The sequence below is a fragment of the Acinetobacter sp. DL27 genome, assembly GCF_055810995.1.
Genome location: NZ_CM147947.1, coordinates 3,128,114 through 3,148,905 on the forward strand (window position 1 = coordinate 3,128,114; position 20,792 = coordinate 3,148,905).

Sequence of the window (20,792 nt, forward strand, 5' to 3'; positions counted from 1 at the left end):
ATGAATATTTAAACAATTAATCATGTAACTCCAAGTCCTTTTTCAGGTCTCATTTCAGACAAAAAAGTCCTACTTTCAAGCTTCATTTCAAACTTGAAAATCTAAATTTTCACTTTAAATTTAAACAGCTTAGCACTGGAGTAAAAACTCTATACCAGACTAGAGTGTTTATTCTAATTAATTGTTTTTTAACAATAAATGAACTCGCCATTCATCTTTTAATGGCCTAAACCAGCGCTTAAATCTATCATTTTTTGATATTATTCATGCGAAATTTATCTTTTTAAAACTCCCAGTCTCCTTAGTGAGACCTCCTTTTTAGAGGAAATATCATGAACGCTGTTAAATATGCTTTGGCTGTCGCTGTAATGGCTCTTTCTGCAACTGTTTCTGCACAAGTTGTTTTTGTTCCAGATTTTCCTGTAAAAAAACCAACAGACACTCAAACGGCAACGGCTGATGCTCCTGCGGCTGCACCACATCAAGAAGCGTAATTTGTGCTGACTTGGTCAAAAATAGGCAATGTTGATTGCCTATTTTTTTGCCCAAAATTGCAAAGAACTGACAAAAAATTTCAGCTATGAACCCTCTAGGGCAAAATATTTAATTCAATCTGTGCTGAAATCGAAATTATCTACATTTTTCACTACCCTTTTCTCGTATCGAGAGCAGAATAATTTTTGCCTATTTATTCTTTTCTAATTATGATCAAACAAGAAGACCCAATTCCAAAACCAATAAATTAAATGCACTCAATAGCACATGCCTATGCAAAATTTACAAGCCCTTATCCAAGGTCATATTACGCCCCAAGCCATTGACCTTGATCAATTGATTGCGTTTGCACAGCAGTATACGCAGCCAACTTCAGCCGAATATAAATTACTTGAACTGGCCATCAATATGGTTTTGGCAAGCTACTTGGAACAAGCACAAAAACAACTTTAGAGTTCAGCGCATGAAAGCAATCGAAAAAGCACTGCTGATCAAAGAACTGCATCAATTGATTGATGGTTTGGAACATCAACCTCTGTCTTTTTTTGAAATTGCGCGCTCGAAAAAACGCATCCGCGAAATCTTTGCACTCTGTGATGAACCTATTTTCCAAAAACAACTCGAAGCCTATAAGGCGCTGACTCAGCCTCAAGTGGCGGCTGAACGCTGGATACAACAAAGCCCCTACCAGCATGCCTATATTGGACTATTTCAATACGAGTCTGCTTTAACCGATGCCTTAAAACAGCAGGCGGCTTTCGCATGGGGTGTTTTGTATAAATCAGGTTTAGGTTGGCAAATTGTTTTTCAAAACACCCCAACTACACTGTATAGCAGCCCATGGCACATAAAGTTTGAACACGCTTACCAATGGTTTTTGAGCCATGCACAAAGTGCTCAACAACCCGAGAACGTACCTTTTCTCACAACACCTGAAACATCCATAGAAGTTGCAGAAGTTGCAGAAGTTGCAGAAGTTGCAGAAGTTGCAGAAGTTGCAGAAGTTGCAGAAGTTGCAGAAGTTGCAGAAGTTGCAGAAGTTGCAGAAGTTGCAGAAGTTGCAGAAGTTGCAGAAGTTGCAGAAGTTGCACGAGACCAGTTTTTTCTGCCCGTTACAACCACATTCGATGAAGAAACTAGCCTAGGGCATGCACAGGACAATGTGATTACTGACGCTTTTGTTTTCACGGGTATTGAGCTTTTAAGCATTGCTACAGATGATACATCGGCCGAACATCCCCAAGATTCTAAATCATTGCTCCCCAAAGTCAGTCCTGAGTCTAGTCTGCTTTTATCTAAGGCTGAAGCAGCGCTTCATTTCAATACGGAAATACAACCTACATTCGACAGCAACCTAAATGCAACTCAAATTGAAGAATCCAAACTCAGGTCTTTTAAACAAGACGCTGTAGAAGATGTCGTCTCAATCAATCCTATTAAACTAAGTATCAAACAAGATAAGGAACCTGAAAATCAGGTCGATATCGTACAAAAAGATTTAGATCTTCAACCTGAAGTATTAGCAGAAAATCATTTGATTCTCAGCAATCAGCCTCTTTTAAGTGATGGGCTATGTCCGCCTCAGGAAGAATTTATCATTGAGGCCGCTGCAGCCATTCGATTTGACCTTAAGCCAAGTGCATCTATTTCAACGCTCGCCATTCAGGACTTTATCCAAAGGCGATCAATCTTGACTGAACAACCAGATACAGACATTTCATCTGAATCTCAACAGCAAGATCGACTTGAAAGCGAAGTGACAGCACGATACCCTGCTGTGCAGGATAGCCATACGGACAACTCGGAAACATCGGCCACTGCTGCGCAACCCATACTGCCCACACAGATTAATCTGGGGCAATATGAAGCGCAATTACGCACACTGCATCAACCAAATTTAGATCCTAAGCTGTATGGCCTCGACATTTCAGGGCACACCGAGATCGGCCAAAATATCGATTTTCTGATCCACAGCGACCGACTCGATCACTGGTTGGACTCTCCCATCTATGTGGCAGAACAGACCCATCAACACGGAGGGTTTATTAAGTATTTGGCTCTATTCGGTGCTGATAGTCCCACGGAAGCCATTCGCCTAAGTCAACAATTTGCCCAGAGTTGTCAGCATCAAGTCGCAGCCATTCGCGAAATTGAATGGGACCAGCTACAGGGTCACATGCATGATGTATTTTCAATTTTTCAGCTGTATACCCAACAGGCCAAACTGGTATGGCATATTGAAGACTACCATCCATTTATTCTGGCCGATCTACTCAATAGCCGTAAATTCATCCAGTTTGAAGAAAGCTCCGCAGACGTAAATACCCCCATTTTAGTGTTAAAAGAGCGACAAAAAATTCGAGTGATTCATGGCCAAAAGCGGGTTGAACTCTCACGTACTGAGATCGCCTATCCATGCTTGGTCTTAGACCGACAGCACGGCGTCAGCTGGCAGCTGATTCAAAATACCATTTCTACTTTGCCTGAACCTATTACTGTGTTTCAATTATTTGATTCTATTCAAAAACAACTGAGTAGCGAGTTGTAGAGTTTTGTATTTTCTACTTGTGTTCTTATGTGAAATTTACAACACTAAAACATCGAAGAACAATAAAGTACGAAAGCATGCTAAGAACTCAACATGTGGGATCTATCTCTTTATTTTTCTGCCTAAGTTTAGGTGCATACGTCAACGTGGCTTGGGCGGAAAGCAATACCAACAGCACACAACATTTTGTGCCACCTCACGACGTGGCTGAAATTGACAAAATCGCATCGCCCCCCAAAGGTAATGGACTTTTATACCAAATTCCGCAGTGGATCGACTCACTTCCAACCGTTCTACCTGAAGAATCGAACGAGCTGATTGTGCCCACGACAGACCTCACTGAAGAACGCACGTGGGTCGACCGCCAGCAAAAAGAAGTTCGAAACTGGGCAGACCGAACAGCCGCCAAAATGGATAATTGGTTTGGTGAAACCGATCCTAAAAAACCGGCCACAGCCACCTTACGGGTCTTGGTCGATAACCGTTGGAATAAACATGATGAATACGATGTAAAACCGCGGATTCGGGGTCGGGTTAAGCTTCCAACCCTAGAACATAAACTCAGCGTGGTGTTTGGGGATGACTCTTTAGATAACGAGCTGCAAAACAATGTTGCGATTACCAATGAAAACCCACCTAGCCCAGACAACGACAAATCCTTCGACCGTCGCCAAACCCGTGATGCGAATAGTTCAATAGCATTAAGGTGGTCACAACTGTCAGATCGTCTGCCTTTTGAAACTGATTTCGACCTAGGGGTCCGTTCAGGGGATGATATTTACGCGCGTATCAAATTATCGAGAGAGTGGAAACTCGACAATGATTTTCGCGCTTATGCTGAACAGATTTACCGTTATGGTATCGACAGTGAAAATTATTTACGTACCAACCTAGAGCTGACCCATGCACGCCCCAATCAAGCCTTTTTATCCAATCAGTTCAGCCTGACCTATGCAGACGATCAAGATGATGATCTGCTCTGGGATAACTATAGCTTTAGACAACACCAATTCTTTCATGGCAATCGTTTTAACTACGGCATTTACACTGGTGGTTTCTACAACGACGACGACCTGCGTTTGAACCGTTGGGGGCCTTTTGTCTCGTGGCGTCAACCGTTCTTAAGAGAGTGGTTTTATATCCAAGGTGATTTAAATTATTTTAACGATCACCGTGAAGACCGCAGCCATTACGTCAGTGCCTTGGTGCGTTTTGAAGCTTTATTTTAATGGCATGGCGGATATTTAGCCTGAACTGTGGATAAGTTCTCACTTATCCACGGATATCCCCATCAGGTTCTTTTTCGCCTATTTAATCGATGCGTTCAACAGATATTAAGGCGCTTGATCCAACTCATTGACATAAAAAAAGCCTATCTTAGCGATAGGCTTTTTTTAAACATTTAATAGCTTATTGAAGCAATAAGCTGTTAATGCGTTTGATATATTCGGCAGGATCATCAGGTAAGCCGCCTTCAGCAATCACCGCTTGGTCAAAAATTACATTGGCCAAGTCATCAAACTGTGCCGAATTTTCTAATTTTCTCACCAATGGATGCTCTGGGTTAATTTCCAAAATTGGCTTGCTTTCAGGTACAGCCTGACCCGCTTGTTGGAGCATACGAATCAATTGTGGTGAAAGCTCTCCCTCACCTGTCACCAAGCATGCAGGTGAATCGACCAAACGTGTGGTCACCCGTACTTCTTTGGTCTTGGCTTTCAATGAGTCAGACAGTTTTTCAACCACAGGTTTAAACTGCTCTGCAGCTGCCTCAAGTGCCTTCTTCTCTTCGGCATCTTGTAAATCACCTAAATCGACTGCACCTTTCGCCACGTTTTGCATTGGTGTGCCATCAAACTCATGGACAAATTCCATTGCCCATTCATCGACACGGTCTGCCATGAGTAAGACTTCAATGCCTTTTTTCTTAAATAACTCAAGTTGTGGCGAGTTCTTCGCAGCATTGAGACTGTCTGCAGTCACATAGTAAATCGCTTTTTGCCCCTCAGGCATACGCGCTTTATAGTCCTGCAAAGAAGTGCTCACCGCATCATTGTTTGAAGTTGAGAAGCGTAAAAGTTTTAAAATACGCTCACGGTTACCCAAGTCTTCGCCCAAACCTTCTTTCAATACTGAACCAAATTCACGGTAGAAGGTTGTGAACTTCTCTTGATCTTTTTCATCTTCCGATTTGGCTAAAGCATCCAGCATGGTCAATACACGGCGTGCATTCCCTTCACGAATGGTTTTCACATCACGGCTTTCTTGTAACAACTCACGACTAACGTTCAGTGGTAAATCGGCACTGTCGACCACCCCTTGAACAAAGCGTAAATAGTTTGGAATCAAGTTATCCGCATCATCCATAATGAAGACACGTTTTACATAGAGCTTAATCCCCGCTTTGGCTTCACGGGTAAAGATATTCGCTGCAGCTTTGCTCGGTACATACAACAGCTGTGTATATTCGGTACTGCCTTCGACGCGGTTATGCGCCCATGCCAGTGGCGCTTCAAAATCATGGCTGAGATTCTTATAAAACTCGACGTACTGCTCTTCAGTCACTTCATTTTTATTACGTGTCCACAGGGCGCTGGCTGAGTTAATCGCTTCCCACTCACCCGTTTTCACATACTGACCCGGTTTTGGTTCTTCACCTTCGACCGCTTCTTCTTGCTGCCAAACCTCTTTTTGCATCTCAATCGGCAGGCTAATGTGATCCGAGTATTTATTGATAATTTGCTTCACTTTATGCGACTGTAAATAGTCCAACGCATCTTCACGCAAATGTAAAATAATATCAGTACCGCGACTGTCTTTGTGGATCTGCTCGACTTCGAACTCACCCGTGCCCGCACTGACCCAACGTACCGCCTGATCAGCACCCATACCTGCACGGCGTGATTCTACAGTAATTTTGTCAGCTACAATAAAGCCCGAGTAGAAACCGACACCAAACTGACCAATCAGTTGTGCATCTGATTTTTGGTCACCTGTGAGCTTAGACATAAAGTCCTTGGTTCCAGACTTAGCAATCGTACCTAAGTGGTCAATCGCTTCTTGTTCAGTTAAACCAATCCCATTGTCTGAAATGGTCAGTGTTTGATTGGCTTCATCAAAGCTGACGCGCACATGTAGGTCTGGGTCATTTTCATAATATTCAGGATGATTAATGCCTTCAAAACGCAATTTATCGCAGGCATCGGACGCATTTGAGATCAATTCACGTAGGAAAATGTCAGGATTTGAATACAGTGAGTGCGTCACTAAATGTAATAGCTGAGCCACTTCAGCTTGGAAACTATGTTTATGTGCGTTTTGCTCGCTCATCAATCGCTCCTTAATGTATTAAGTCTTATAGAGAATGCTTAATGAATTGGAGTGAGCGGTACGTTTTTCAATAGCAATCGCAAGTTTTTTTGTCCTTTTTTTAAAATGGGCCCTGACGGTAAATACGATCTAGATGTAGTTCTAACTGCTGCTGGCGCATTTTATACACATCCATGAGGCAACTTTGTGAAGCACCACAGCGGTCACGGAGACTCAACCATTTCACTTGGTCATCCTGAATCATGCCACGTGTCCCCATCGGAACAAGACGTTTTAAAATGGTATAAGTGGTGGCCATTTTCACATCGGCGTCATTGATTTGGCGATGTTCACAGATCGCGTGCTCCGTCGTCGTTTTTGCTTTATCACAATTAAAACTGGCTGCTTGAGCATGTATGCTCCAAGCCAAAGCACAAACTAAACCGATTCCGAACATAGATTTCATTTTTATAACTCTCTTATTCTGTTTCTATCCATTTTATAGATGATTTTCTTTTAATACTGAATCATCGTGATTTATTTCAGCATTGATCACTATTCAACTTTAGTCTTTGCATAAAAAAACCCCATCATCGATGAGGTTCTTAAAAAGCTACTTTTAATTATTAAAATTTGTAGCTATAACCGAGTGTATAAATTACTGGATCGATATCTAATTTAAACTTCGTTGTGCCATCTACATTTACTTCTGGGTTCAGATCTGCATAACGGACATCGGCAAACACACCCCAGTTTTTTGCATCAGCAGGTTGGAAGTGAAAACCAATTTGCGCAGCATAACCGAAATCTTCTTTTACGCTTTTCACACCTTCTTCATCCCATGCAATAAATGCGGTTGCACCGACACCGATATAAGGCGTGAAACCTGTTGAGTTTTTAAAGTTATACTTTGCCGTTAAGGTAGGTGGTAAATGTTTAATTTTTACTGCTTCTGCACCATTAATGAGTACATCGTGGCTAATTGGCGTTGCTAGCAGTAACTCGGCAGAAATATTGTCATTAAAGAAATATTCAACCGATGGCGTAAACGCAAGTTCGCTATCAGCTTCAACTTTTGCATTCCCCAATGCAGCAACTGTTGTATCTTGCGTTGGTGCAACTGCAGATCCACCGACTTTGATTTGCCATTGACCTGCCATTGCAGCAGATGCAGAAAGACCCATTAATGTAATTAGAGCAATTTGCTTCAACATTTCAAACAACCTCTGTTTGTAAAATAATTAATATAAAAATTAACATTAATTCATCATAAACAAGAGTGTAATTAATATGCAATTATAATAATAATGTATTTTAAATACCATTTTTAAGTTATTGTTTTAAATTAATTTAAATATTAAATATACCATTTTAGTTGGTTTTAAATTAATAACATTAAATCAAAATAAATATATTTTAATTCCAACCTTTTTAATCCGAATTAACATTATAAACCCGATTATTTTAATCTGAATAAATAATAAAAAAGGCGATTTAAAATCGCCTTTTTATAATAATTGGAGGGTAAATTACAAAACCATGGCCGCAATCCAACCAAAAATCATGAGTGGAATATTAAAGTGAATAAAGGTCGGGATCACACTGTCTTTCATGTGATCATGCTGACCATCCATATTCAAACCCGAAGTCGGTCCCAAAGTGGAGTCAGAAGCAGGAGAACCCGCATCACCGAGTGCCGCAGCCGTACCAATAATCGCAATGGTTGCCGCTGGACTGAAACCAAACTGGATACACAAAGGCACATAAATAATTGCTAAAATTGGAATGGTAGAGAACGAAGAACCGATTCCTAAAGTAATCAGTAAGCCAATCAATAGCATCCAAAATGCAGCGAGTCCTTGGCTAGAACCAATCCATTGCACTGATGCTTCTACCAATGCTGGCACTTGATTGGTCGCAGAAATAACAGATGCAAAACCCTGTGCTGCAATCATAATGAAACCAACTAATGCCATCATTCGCATACCGCTAATAATCACATCATCTGCTTCTTTCCATTTAAAAATGCCCGCACAGCTCAAAATCGCAACACCAACCAGACCAGCTAAAATCATGGAATCTGATGCAATTTGTACCCAAAGCGTAGCAACTACCGCAATGAGAGCCATAGATAACGTAAACTTTGAAATTTCGGGCTTAGACTTCTCACCCGTGATATCAAGTTCAGAAGAAATACTTTGCTGCACTGGTTCCACATGTACTTCTTCGTATACACGTTTCTTACGGTAACTAAAGAATACAGCAACCAATAAACCAACAAACATGCCAAAAACAGGAATGGCCATTGCTGAAGGGATATCGGCATAATTGATTTTAAAGCCGTAGGGTTGCCCGAAAGTATTAATATTTTGACCTAAGATGTCATTCAGGAAAATCGCACCAAATCCAAATGGTACCAACATATAAGTGGCAACCAAACCAAAGGTTAGAACACAAGCAATTAGTCGACGATCTAACTGAAGATGGTTAAACACACTTAATAAAGGAGGAATCAGGACTGGAATAAACGCAATATGTACAGGAATGACGTTTTGTGAACAAATTGCTGCTAACGCGACGGTTATAAAAATCAGATATTTAACCCGATTTTGTGCCTTTTCATTGCTCGAACCTTTCAATGTTTTAATAAGCTTATAGGCCAACAAGTCAGGTAAACCTGAGCGTGCCAAAGCCAAAGCAAATGCACCTAAGACCCCGTAAGCCAACGCAATTTTTGCGCCGCCCCCAAGCCCATTATTAAATGCTTCGAGGGTACCGTGTAGCCCTAAACCAGCCAATAAACCGCCTGTGACAGCACCAATAATTAATGCAAATACTACAGGCACACGAGCTAATGAAAGTCCAAACATGACCCCAATAGCGGCAAGAATTGCGAACATAGTGAAAAGAGTGACTTGGAAGAAAGGCGCATTTTATCAGAAAATAACCAAAAAATTCTGCCCTTACAGGTCGCTAGCGCCTTTCTCTTTCACAGATCATTTCAGCTGGCTTCAACACAACGCTAGTTTTGAACAAACCTTTTGATTTCTTTAGCAATTACCTCTGGCTGGCTCAAGATTGCCCAATGGTTGGCATTCACATTCACCCGTTGAAAATCCTCGACCCACTTCGGCATTTCATCGATTAACGCTGGACTCACAAACTGATCTTGCTCCAACACAATCGCTAGTACGGGACAAATTGCAAAGCGTTCCCGAGGTTTCGTCAGGCGTGGGATAAAGTTCGCGCGGTAGAGCGCAACCCCGTGCTTACCATCGGCAGCAATGTGATGATTCAGCGGTAAGTCTGAGCGTCCTTCTAAACGCGATAAAACTTTGCCCCAATGCTCAGGACTAAAAAACTGCCATACGGTTGGTGCTAAAAAAGGCAACTGAAAGGCCGCAATGTACCAAGACTTCGTTAACTGCTTAAAAAATTGAGGCTTATGTTGTGCGAACTGTTCACGCATCCAAAATGCGGCATGGTCTAAGCATGGGCCTGAAATGGTGGTAAATGACAGCATACGCTCTCTAAATTTTGGCTCAGTCGCGGACTCCCATGACTGAATCGACCCCCAGTCATGCGCAACCAGATGAAAGCTACGCTGTGGGATCACACTATTCACCACACTTTCCAAATCTAGCGATAGCTGAGGCAAGGCATAGGCTCTTATATGACGCGGTATACTCGACATACCTGCGCCACGTACGTCATAAGTCACAATATAATAATCTTGTACCAGATGCCCAATCACAGGCTCCCAGACCTCTTGATTATCTGGATAGCCATGCACCAAGACCAGTACAGGATTGTTCGCATTGCCCCATGTTTTCACATAGAGTCTTTGCTGATCTGTGGTTTGTACCCAGTAACTTTGCTGCTCCATATTCAGCTCCTTATTGTTATTGACTGTTTTTTATACTTTAGTGGCAAAACGATCAATGCCAATTGATTTGATCTTCTCTAGTATGGATAGAAGTTCATCAGATACCATTGACCGAAATGAGCATTTTAAAAAAACTTGTGACACAGCCGATTGTCGCGAAATACTTTCTCAACCATTTTGCCCCCTTTAAAGGTGCAGGGATTCAAATTGAAAAATTTGACCTTAAACACTACCACATTCGCGTTAAAATGCCCCTCACTCGACAAAACCGAAATATTGTTGGCGTACATTTTGGCGGGAGTTTATATGCAATGGTCGACCCTTTTTATATGACCCTACTGATGCACCACTTAGGCAATAAGTATATTGTCTGGGACAAAGCAGCCTCTATCCAATTTCTCAGCCCAGGTCGCAGTACAGTCTATGCAGACTTTCACCTTGATGCCCAAGAAATCGCGACCGTGAAACAGCTGGCCGACAACTATGCCCCCGTACATCGTATTTATACCTTAAATATTTATGATGAAGCTGGCATTCGAATTGCCGAAGTGGAAAAGACTTTATATATCCGTCGTAAAAAACCTAAACCGGCACAGCTATAAAAAAAGCACTTCCATGAAGTGCTTTTTTTGAAATTTGAACTTAAAACATTATTTACGTTCTTCAATTGCAGCGCCTGCACCACCGCCGATGGCACCACCAATGGCAGCACCGGTATTACCACCAAACACGCTTTTACCCACTGCTGAACCAATCGCACCGCCAACACCACTGTAGGTTGCATTACGGTTTGAGCCACCTTGAGCTTTACTGCCCACAGCCGCACCAGCACCACCACCAACGGCTGCACCTACACCGCCACCGAGGCTATTCCCCGCAGCACCACCTACTGCACCGCCTAAAGCCGCTGTCCCAATACGTTGCTCAGAAGCGCTCATATTTTCACAACCTGCCAATAGCATCGTCGAAAAAGATGCCACTGCAATAATGCTCATATACTTTTTCATGAGATTTGTCCTTATTGGCTATTTCTTACAGCATAAAAGATCAGTATGAACTTAAAACCCGTGAAATGTTACGGTTACAGGTGCTATTGCTGAAAATTTGTAAATAAGAAGCCCTCCTGAGAGGGCTTCTTACCGTATTCAACTCAAGCTTATTCAGGCTCTTTCACCACAACCACATCTTTGGTGGTGGTGCCATTTTCTTGGAGCACCGCACGCGTCACACTTTCTTGACTATTCGGATCTTTCACTTGATCCAGTTTCAGCTCCTTACGTACAGGTTGCTGCCCTTTCTTAAACTCAACCCCTTGTGCATCAACTTGCTTACCTTCTGCAAGGACAACACCACCTTGACTCAAGGTCGATTTCACTTCAACTTTGGATGTCGGAACAATCACGCTACCCTTTTGCACAATCGGTGCCGACATTTTTTTATCTGAAAATTGGCTGGCATTTTCTTCGAGAACCACTTCACGCGCCACAATATCTTTACCGCCATTTTTCACTTCAAAAATAGTCGCTTCGGTCGTCCGCACAGGGTCTTGACCCGCGACACTGCGAATAATCTGTGTTTTGACAATCGGTACAACCGCCTTATCCTCCACGGTGATGGTATTCGGCATCGGCGCTGCCATCGTTTGGCTCACAAATGCGAAGATGCTTAAGCCCAATAGTTTTGATGGGCTTTGTTGCACAAAGATTTCATAACTATATGATTTTAAAAGTTTTGATTATTTTTTGATCCAAAATTAAATCTATTTAAATCAGATGCTTACATATTTATGCAACAAAGCCCTTTCGATCTCTAAATCTTCTAGTTCTTTTTCTAAATTCACTATATCCCCCAAAAAAATTAAATATTATTTTTCAAGTATATAAAAAAAGCCACCCGAAGGTGGCTTTTTCATGCATTTAAAGGGCTAATTATAGACCGTTAAACTCATCGCTAAATGCTTGGCTTAATGCTTGATCAACATCAGAGAAGTCATTTACAAGCTCATGCTCTGCAGCTTCAGCTTCTTGACGACGACGCTCTAAATGATACGCAAGACCAGTACCTGCAGGAATCAAACGACCTACAACTACGTTCTCTTTCAAGCCACGTAAATCATCTTCTTTACCTGTTACAGCCGCTTCAGTCAACACACGAGTGGTTTCCTGGAACGATGCAGCAGAGATGAACGAGTCAGTAGAAAGCGACGCTTTGGTAATACCCATCAATTGACGTTCAAACTTCGCTGGGAACTTGTTTTGCGCAAGAACAGCTTGGTTCTCTTGCATCACACGGATGTAATCCACTTGCTCGCCTTTAATGAAGCTTGTATCACCACCATCAGTGATATCAACTTTACGCAACATTTGACGTACGATCACTTCAATGTGCTTGTCGTTGATTTTTACACCTTGCAGACGGTATACGTCTTGAACTTCGTTCACGATGTAGTTGGTCAGCGCAACTTCGCCTTTCAAGCGTAGGATGTCATGTGGATTCTGTGGACCATCAGAAACAGTCTCACCACGGTTCACATGTTCGCCTTCGAACACGTTCATGGTACGCCATTTTGGAATCAGTTCTTCGTAAATCTCAGAACCATCATCTGGAGTAATCACTAAACGGTTCTTACCTTTGGTCTCTTTACCAAAGCTCACAACACCTGAAATTTCAGCAAGAATTGCATGCTCTTTCGGTTTACGCGCTTCGAACAAGTCAGCTACACGCGGTAGACCACCGGTAATGTCACGCGTACGTGAAGTTTCTTGAGGTACACGACCAATAACGTCACCCACACCAATTGTTTCGCCATCACGGACAGAAAGAATCGTGTTTTGTGGTAGGAAGTAGAACTGCTCACCACCATCCGTCGTATCAAGAACAACCGCAGGACGTAAATCTTTACCAGACGCAGGACGTGCAGTCACAGGTAAGATTTCAATCGTCGTCATACCTGTTGCATCATCAGTTTTAGAGGTAACAGTTACGCCATCAGCAATTTGGCTGAAACGTACTTTACCTGCAACTTCTGTTACAAGTGGGTGTGTGTGCGGATCCCAAGTCGCCACAATACCGCCTGCTTCTACAGCTTCGCCATCTTTCAACAAGATAGACGCACCGTATGGCAGTTTATAACGCTCACGCTCACGACCTAAATCATCCGCAATACCGATTTCGCCTGAACGAGAAGTCGATACCAAGTGACCTTTAGCATGTTGTACTGTTTTCACATTGTGGAAACGTACGGTACCTTTGTTACGTACTTGTACGCTGTTTGCAGCAGACGTTCGGCTTGCAGCACCACCTACGTGGAAGGTACGCATTGTTAACTGTGTACCCGGCTCACCAATCGATTGTGCAGCCATAACACCCACAGACTCACCAGGGTTCACCTGATGACCACGCGCAAGGTCACGACCATAACATTTCGCACATACGCCGAATGTAGATTCACACGCAACCACTGAACGTACTTTAACTTCATCGACACCTTGCTCTTCTAGGAAGTTTGCAAGTTTCTCATCAATCAAAGTGTTACGAGGCAGGATAACGTCGTCAGAACCTGCTTTCTTCACATCTTCAGCAACAACACGGCCCAGTACTCGAGTACCTAAGTTCTCGATCACGTCACCGCCTTGAATGAACGGAGTCATTACAAGACCGCCCAAAGTACCACAGTCAGGCTCAGTAATGACCAAGTCTTGCGCTACGTCTACAAGACGACGTGTCAAGTAACCAGAGTTTGCTGTTTTCAGTGCTGTATCGGCCAAACCTTTACGCGCACCGTGTGTTGAAATGAAGTACTGAAGTACGGTCAAACCTTCACGGAAGTTCGCTTTAATTGGAGTTTCAATGATCGAACCATCTGGTTTCGCCATCAAACCACGCATACCCGCTAACTGACGAATCTGAGCTGCCGAACCACGGGCACCTGAGTCAGACATCATATAGATCGAATTGAATGATTTTTGCTTCTCATCTTCACCCTGTTTGTTTTTAACAGTGGTAAAAGACAAGTTGTCCATCATCGCTTTCGCTACTTGGTCGTTCGTACGTGCCCAAATATCGACAACTTTGTTGTAACGTTCGCCCGCAGTTACGAAACCTTGTTCGAACTGTTGCTCAATTTCACGAACTTCAACTTCCGCTTTTTCAATAATTGAGTACTTCGCAGGTGGAATCACCATGTCTTCCATACCGACCGATACGCCTGAACGTGTCGCTTGACGGAAACCTAAGTACATCAATTGGTCAGCAAAGATCACGGTATCTTTAAGACCTAATTTACGGTAGCAAGAGTTAATCAACTTAGAGATGTTTTTCTTGGTCATCTCAACGTTGATTTGTTGGAAATCCATACCTTCTGGCACAACTTCCCAAAGTAAGCAGCGACCTGGTGTGGTATCCACAACAATGGTTTGCTGTTCACGGTTACCATTTTCATCAATCACAGTCTGGTGTACACGTGCTTTTACGCGAGCGTGTAAATTTACCTGACCTGTTGCAAGTGCACGGTTAACTTCGTGAGTATCTGCAAACACCATGCCTTCACCTTTGGCATTGATCGCATCACGAGTGATGTAATACAAGCCTAAGACAACGTCCTGAGACGGTACGATGATTGGCTCACCGTTCGCTGGAGACAAAATGTTGTTGGTCGACATCATTAACGCACGCGCTTCTAACTGCGCTTCAAGTGTTAATGGTACGTGTACCGCCATTTGGTCACCGTCGAAGTCGGCGTTAAACGCAGCACAAACGAGTGGGTGAAGACGGATCGCTTTACCTTCAATCAGGATCGGTTCAAATGCTTGAAGACCCAAACGGTGAAGTGTAGGCGCACGGTTCAACATCACTGGGTGTTGACGAATCACGTGAGCAAGAACGTCCCAAACTTCTGGAGTTTCGCGCTCAACCATTTTCTTCGCAGCTTTAATGGTTGTTGCTTGGCCAGATGCTTGTAGTTTCGCGAAAATGAATGGCTTGAATAATTCAAGTGCCATTTTCTTCGGAAGACCACATTGGTGCAGACGTAAAGTAGGACCTACAGTAATTACCGAACGACCCGAATAGTCAACACGCTTACCAAGTAAGTTTTGACGGAAACGACCTTGCTTACCTTTGATCATGTCAGCCAAAGATTTCAATGGACGCTTGTTCGAACCCGTGATTGCACGACCACGACGACCGTTGTCTAACAATGCATCTACAGACTCTTGTAACATACGTTTTTCGTTACGTACGATAATGTCTGGCGCTGCAAGGTCAAGAAGACGCTTTAAACGGTTGTTACGGTTGATCACACGACGGTAAAGGTCGTTCAAATCAGAAGTCGCGAAACGACCACCTTCAAGTGGTACTAACGGACGAAGATCTGGTGGAAGTACTGGAAGTACATTCATCACCATCCATTCTGGCTTGTTGTTCGACTCTTTAAACGCTTCCATCAACTTCAAACGCTTAGACGCTTTTTTAAGCTTAGTCTCAGACGTTGTATTTGGAATTTCTTCACGTAAACGTGAAATTTCGTTTTCAAGATCGATGTCTTTTAACAAGTCTTGAACAGCTTCTGCACCCATTTTCGCAGTGAATTCATCACCGTGTTCTTCTAAAGCGTTGAAGTATTCTTCATCATTAAGAAGTTGGTATTTCTCAAATGGAGTCATACCTGGGTCAGTTACTACGTAAGATTCGAAATACAATACACGTTCGATATCACGTAAAGTCATGTCTAATAATAGACCGATACGGCTCGGAAGTGATTTTAAGAACCAAATATGTGCAACTGGAGACGCCAGCTCGATGTGACCCATACGCTCACGACGAACTTTCGCAGTTGTTACTTCAACGCCACATTTTTCACAAATGACGCCTTTGTATTTCATACGCTTGTATTTACCACACAAGCATTCGTAATCTTTGACTGGACCAAAAATTTTGGCACAGAATAAACCATCACGTTCTGGTTTGAACGTACGATAGTTAATGGTTTCAGGCTTTTTAACTTCACCATGAGACCATGACTTAATCATTTCTGGTGACGCAAGACCAATACGGATGCGATCAAACTCAACTGGAGCATGACCGTCTGAATCCGTCTTTTTGCGCATGATATCGAGCAAGTCTTTCAATTTTTTTCTCCGTGTGTTGTGGAGACTTTCACTACACAACTGGGTCACAAATATTGTTTTTTAACTGAGAAATCTCCCCGCTTCCCTTTCGAGGAAGCCTCTCTTTGAACAAGAGAGGCTGGGGAGATTCAATGGAGAAACTTAGTCACCATTTTTCAGTTCAATGTTGATACCTAAAGAACGGATCTCTTTGGTCAATACGTTGAACGATTCAGGCATACCTGGGTCCATATAATGGTTACCATCTACAATGTTCTTATAGATACGGGTACGACCTTCAACGTCATCCGACTTAACAGTAAGCATTTCTTGAAGCGTGTAAGCTGCGCCATATGCTTCAAGCGCCCAGACTTCCATCTCACCGAAACGCTGACCACCGAATTGTGCTTTACCACCAAGCGGCTGTTGAGTTACTAATGAGTAAGAACCAGTAGAACGCGCGTGCATCTTGTCGTCTACCAAGTGGTTCAGTTTCAACATGTACATGTAACCTACAGTTACAGGACGGTCAAACTGCTCACCTGTACGACCATCATACAATACTGTTTGACCAGTACGTGAAATGTTCGCAAGCTCTAACAAGTCTTTAATTTGTGATTCTTCAGCACCATCGAATACTGGCGTTGCAAGTGGAACACCCGCACGTAAGTTACCCGAAAGCACCAAAATTTCATCATCAGTTAAGCTATCAAGATCTTCTTGCTCGCCACCAACTTTGTTATAAATCTTGTCTAAGAAGCCACGAAGCTCAAGTACAGTACGTTGCGCTTTTAACATCTTGTCGATTTCTTCGCCAAGACCTTTCGCTGCCATACCTAAGTGAGTCTCTAGAATCTGGCCCACGTTCATACGTGACGGTACACCCAGTGGGTTCAATACGATGTCGACTGGAACACCATTGGCATCGTGTGGCATGTCTTCAACAGGTAAGATGTTAGAAACAACACCCTTGTTACCGTGACGACCCGCCATCTTATCACCCGGTTGGATGCGACGTTTAACAGCCAAGTAAACCTTAACAACTTTCAATACACCTGTTGTTAATTCATCACCTGTAGAAAGTTTGCGTTTTTTCTCTGCAAATTTCTCATCAATTTCAAAGCTCTTCTCTTTCAAGAACACTTGAATTTGAGTTAAACGCTCTGCAATAGCTTCATCAGTCGGTTGGATTTCAAGTAAATCAACCAACTCTAAACCAGACAATACGTCTGCAGAAAGCTTATCGCCACGCTTAGTTGTACCACCACCGTTAGACTCTTGACCTGTCAACAAACGAACAATACGTTCACGTGCTGCTTCTTCGAAGATTTTGTATTCTTCTTTCAAGTCTTTACGGTATGAATCAAGCTGAGCTTTTTCAATTGCTTGCGCACGTTCGTCTTTTTCAAGACCATCGCGTGTAAACACTTGAACGTCAATCACTGTACCTTTGGTACCTGATGGAACACGTAAAGATGAGTCTTTTACGTCAGCTGCTTTTTCACCAAAGATTGCACGAAGCAATTTTTCTTCTGGTGTTAACTGCGTTTCACCTTTAGGCGTTACTTTACCTACAAGGATATCGCCCGCAGTCACTTCAGCACCGATATATACGATACCTGATTCATCAAGCTTAGACAGTGCAGCTTCACCTACGTTAGGAATATCCGCAGTAATTTCTTCTGCGCCTAACTTCGTATCACGAGCAACACACGACAATTCTTGAATGTGAATTGACGTTAAACGGTCTTCTTGAAGTACGCGCTCTGAAAGTAAGATCGAGTCTTCATAGTTGTAACCATTCCACGTCATGAACGCAACGCGCATGTTTTGACCGAGTGCAAGCTCACCGCCATCTGTTGATGGACCGTCAGCCAATACATCACCACGACCGACTTTATCACCAAGTTTCACAAGAACTTTTTGGTTAATACAAGTGTTTTGGTTCGAACGTGTATATTTGATTAGGTTATAGATATCTACACCTGCCTCGCCTGCAACCATTTCGTCTTCGTTGACACGAATCACGACACGTGAAGCATCGACAAACTCGATACGACCACCACGACCCGCAATCACACACACACCAGAGTCATGCGCTACATTTGCTTCCATGCCTGTACCTACAAGCGGTTTGTCAGCAATCAATGTAGGCACAGCTTGACGCTGCATGTTTGAACCCATCAATGCACGGTTGGCGTCATCGTGTTCAAGGAATGGAATGAGTGATGCAGCAACAGAAACAACCTGCTGTGCAGAAACGTCCATATGCGTCACTTTTTCAGGCGGCATACGTACGAAATCACCTTGGTGACGTACAGAAACAAATTCTTCTGTTAAGTTACCGTCTTTATCTACGCCAGAATCGGCCTGTGCAATCACAGTACCTACTTCTTCAATGGCAGATAAATACTCCACTTCATCCGTTACACGACCATCAACCACTTTACGGTATGGAGTTTCTAAGAAACCGAAATTGTTACATTTCGCATAAACAGAAAGCGAGTTGATCAAACCAATGTTTGGACCTTCAGGCGTTTCAATTGGACATACACGGCCATAGTGAGTTTGGTGTACGTCACGTACCTCAAAGCCCGCACGCTCACGTGTCAAACCACCAGGACCAAGCGCCGATACACGACGTTTGTGCGTAATCTCAGACAATGGGTTGTTTTGGTCCATGAACTGAGATAATTGGCTTGAACCAAAGAACTCTTTGATTGCAGCAGCCACTGGTTTCGCATTGATCAAATCTTGCGGAGACAAGTTATCTGTTTCAGCTTGGCTTAAACGTTCTTTAACAGCACGTTCTACACGAACTAGACCAACACGGAATTGGTTTTCAGTCATTTCACCTACTGAACGCACGCGACGGTTACCCAAGTGGTCGATATCATCGACTTCACCTTTACCGTTACGGATTTCAACCAATGTTTTGAGTACATCAGTGATATCTTCGTTCGACAAAATGCCTTCAACTTCACGAGACTTCTGATCGGTACCCACTTCGTAAGGACGACCCAAACGACGGTTGAACTTCATACGACCCACTGGAGAGAGGTCATAACGCTCTGAAGAGAAGAATAAGTTATTGAATAAGTTTTCAGCCGCTTCTTTCGTTGGTGGCTCGCCTGGACGCATTACTTTGTAGATTTCTACCAATGCTTCTTCACGACCTGTCGTGGTGTCGGCACGTAAAGTATCTGCAACGAATGAACCACGGTCGATGTCATTGGTGAATAGAATGTTAAACTGTTTAACACCACCTTCAGCCAATTTCACCATAATTTCATGACTTAACAAGGTATTAGCTGCAATCACATCACCATCTTTAAGTGGAATGTCTTCTGCAGTAATACGCTCGTATAAGTACTCATCAGGCACAGAAAGCTTTTCTAGGCCAGCAGCCTCCATTTGACGCACATGACGCGCGTTGATACGCTTGCCTTGCTCAACAATGGTTTTGCCATCATTGTCTACGATGTCAAATTGTGCCATTTCGCCACGCAAGCGTTCTGGAACAAGGTCAATCTGGTAGCTACCCATGTCTAGGTATACAGGCACTTTTTCATAGAACAAGTCTAAGATTTGCGCATTGTTATAACCCAAAGCACGAAGAACCACAGTCGCAAGTAATTTACGACGACGGTCAATACGCACAAATACAAGGTCTTTTGCGTCAAATTCGAAGTCTAACCATGAACCACGGTAAGGAATAATACGCGCAGAATAAAGCACTTTACCACTAGAGTGGGTTTTGCCTTTATCGTGGTCAAAGAACACGCCTGGTGAACGGTGTAATTGAGATACGATTACACGCTCAGTACCATTAATAACGAATGTACCGTTATCGGTCATGAGTGGCATTTCACCCATGTACACTTCTTGCTCGCGCACGTCTTTAATTGATTTAGTTTCGCGATCTTTTAAGATCAAACGAATTTTTACGCGCATTGGTGCTGCATAAGTTGAGCCACGAAGAATACATTCGCGTACATCAAACTCAGGCTTACCAAGACTATACTCAACAAATTCTAAAGCAGCATTGCCAGAATAACTTTCTATAGGAAAAACTGAACGAAACGCGGCTTGCAGACCGATATCTTCGCGGTTTTTTGGTGATTTGCCATCTTGTAAAAATGTTCTGTACGAGTCGACTTGAATCGCGAGCAAGTACGGAGCATCCATAACACTAGGCAATTTACCAAAATTCTTACGGATCCGTTTCTTTTCGGTATATGAGTATGCCATCTGGAGTCCTCGGAAAGTAAACCGAGCCCGCCTGCAGAACGGGCTCAGAAGGAATTACGCAGGCCGATATGGCCACCACTTTTTACAAATGCTGCAATTTTCAGTGGTATTGAAACGCTTACCAATATTTTTAAATTTGAAAAATATTGGTAAGCGTTTGATTCTTTTCTTTATTTTAATTTGATGGATTTTCCAC

14 protein-coding genes are annotated in these 20,792 nt (G+C 42.9%); 5 read left to right on the forward strand and 9 right to left on the reverse strand.

Annotation, left to right across the window (positions count from 1 at the left end; genetic code table 11):
* Window positions 1–332 precede the first annotated feature (332 nt).
* From AC0KVP_RS15065 to AC0KVP_RS15080, 4 genes are all read left to right on the forward strand, one after another.
* Entirely contained in the window at window positions 333–494 is a 162-nt protein-coding gene (locus tag AC0KVP_RS15065) for a hypothetical protein (protein WP_473337678.1), read from the forward strand.
* A 274-nt stretch (window positions 495–768) separates the two neighbouring features.
* The gene (locus AC0KVP_RS15070) at window positions 769–948 is read left to right on the forward strand and encodes a hypothetical protein (protein ID WP_165801771.1); all 180 of its coding nucleotides are present in this window, start codon (window positions 769–771) and stop codon (window positions 946–948) included.
* Between the two features lie 10 nt (window positions 949–958).
* Window positions 959–3,043, forward strand: coding sequence for a hypothetical protein (locus AC0KVP_RS15075; protein WP_473337680.1), 2,085 nt, complete (start codon window positions 959–961; stop codon window positions 3,041–3,043).
* A 77-nt stretch (window positions 3,044–3,120) separates the two neighbouring features.
* On the forward strand, window positions 3,121–4,272 hold the full coding sequence (locus AC0KVP_RS15080; protein ID WP_473337682.1) for a hypothetical protein: 1,152 nt from the start codon (window positions 3,121–3,123) through the stop codon (window positions 4,270–4,272).
* Between the two features lie 181 nt (window positions 4,273–4,453).
* Here the strand turns inward: AC0KVP_RS15080 and htpG are convergent, their stop codons facing one another.
* From htpG to AC0KVP_RS15105, 5 genes are all read right to left on the reverse strand, one after another.
* Window positions 4,454–6,373, reverse strand: coding sequence for a molecular chaperone HtpG (htpG, locus tag AC0KVP_RS15085; RefSeq protein ID WP_473337685.1), 1,920 nt, complete (start codon window positions 6,371–6,373; stop codon window positions 4,454–4,456).
* Between the two features lie 100 nt (window positions 6,374–6,473).
* A complete protein-coding gene (locus AC0KVP_RS15090; protein WP_062035226.1) occupies window positions 6,474–6,818 on the reverse strand; it encodes a lysozyme inhibitor LprI family protein in 345 nt (114 codons plus the stop codon).
* 160 nt (window positions 6,819–6,978) lie between these two features.
* On the reverse strand, window positions 6,979–7,566 hold the full coding sequence (locus AC0KVP_RS15095; protein ID WP_473337687.1) for an OmpW/AlkL family protein: 588 nt from the start codon (window positions 7,564–7,566) through the stop codon (window positions 6,979–6,981).
* 315 nt (window positions 7,567–7,881) lie between these two features.
* On the reverse strand, window positions 7,882–9,252 hold the full coding sequence (locus AC0KVP_RS15100) for a Na+/H+ antiporter family protein (protein WP_004978663.1): 1,371 nt from the start codon (window positions 9,250–9,252) through the stop codon (window positions 7,882–7,884).
* Window positions 9,253–9,374: 122 nt separating this feature from the next.
* Window positions 9,375–10,238 (reverse strand): alpha/beta fold hydrolase, encoded by an 864-nt coding sequence (locus AC0KVP_RS15105; RefSeq protein WP_473337689.1) that lies wholly within the window; start codon window positions 10,236–10,238, stop codon window positions 9,375–9,377.
* A gap of 116 nt (window positions 10,239–10,354) precedes the next feature.
* Between AC0KVP_RS15105 and AC0KVP_RS15110 the strand changes: the two genes are divergently transcribed.
* A complete protein-coding gene (locus AC0KVP_RS15110) occupies window positions 10,355–10,840 on the forward strand; it encodes a DUF4442 domain-containing protein (protein WP_004978660.1) in 486 nt (161 codons plus the stop codon).
* Window positions 10,841–10,888: 48 nt separating this feature from the next.
* Here the strand turns inward: AC0KVP_RS15110 and AC0KVP_RS15115 are convergent, their stop codons facing one another.
* The 4 genes from AC0KVP_RS15115 to rpoB form a co-directional block, all read right to left on the reverse strand.
* Complete coding sequence (locus AC0KVP_RS15115; RefSeq protein WP_005400974.1) at window positions 10,889–11,245, reverse strand: hypothetical protein; 357 nt, start codon at window positions 11,243–11,245, stop codon at window positions 10,889–10,891.
* Between the two features lie 149 nt (window positions 11,246–11,394).
* On the reverse strand, window positions 11,395–11,877 hold the full coding sequence (locus AC0KVP_RS15120; protein WP_473340551.1) for a hypothetical protein: 483 nt from the start codon (window positions 11,875–11,877) through the stop codon (window positions 11,395–11,397).
* Between the two features lie 289 nt (window positions 11,878–12,166).
* A complete protein-coding gene (rpoC, locus tag AC0KVP_RS15125; protein ID WP_010325734.1) occupies window positions 12,167–16,366 on the reverse strand; it encodes a DNA-directed RNA polymerase subunit beta' in 4,200 nt (1,399 codons plus the stop codon).
* Window positions 16,367–16,507: 141 nt separating this feature from the next.
* Window positions 16,508–20,596, reverse strand: coding sequence for a DNA-directed RNA polymerase subunit beta (gene rpoB, locus AC0KVP_RS15130; RefSeq protein WP_062035236.1), 4,089 nt, complete (start codon window positions 20,594–20,596; stop codon window positions 16,508–16,510).
* Between the last annotated feature and the right edge of the window lie 196 nt (window positions 20,597–20,792).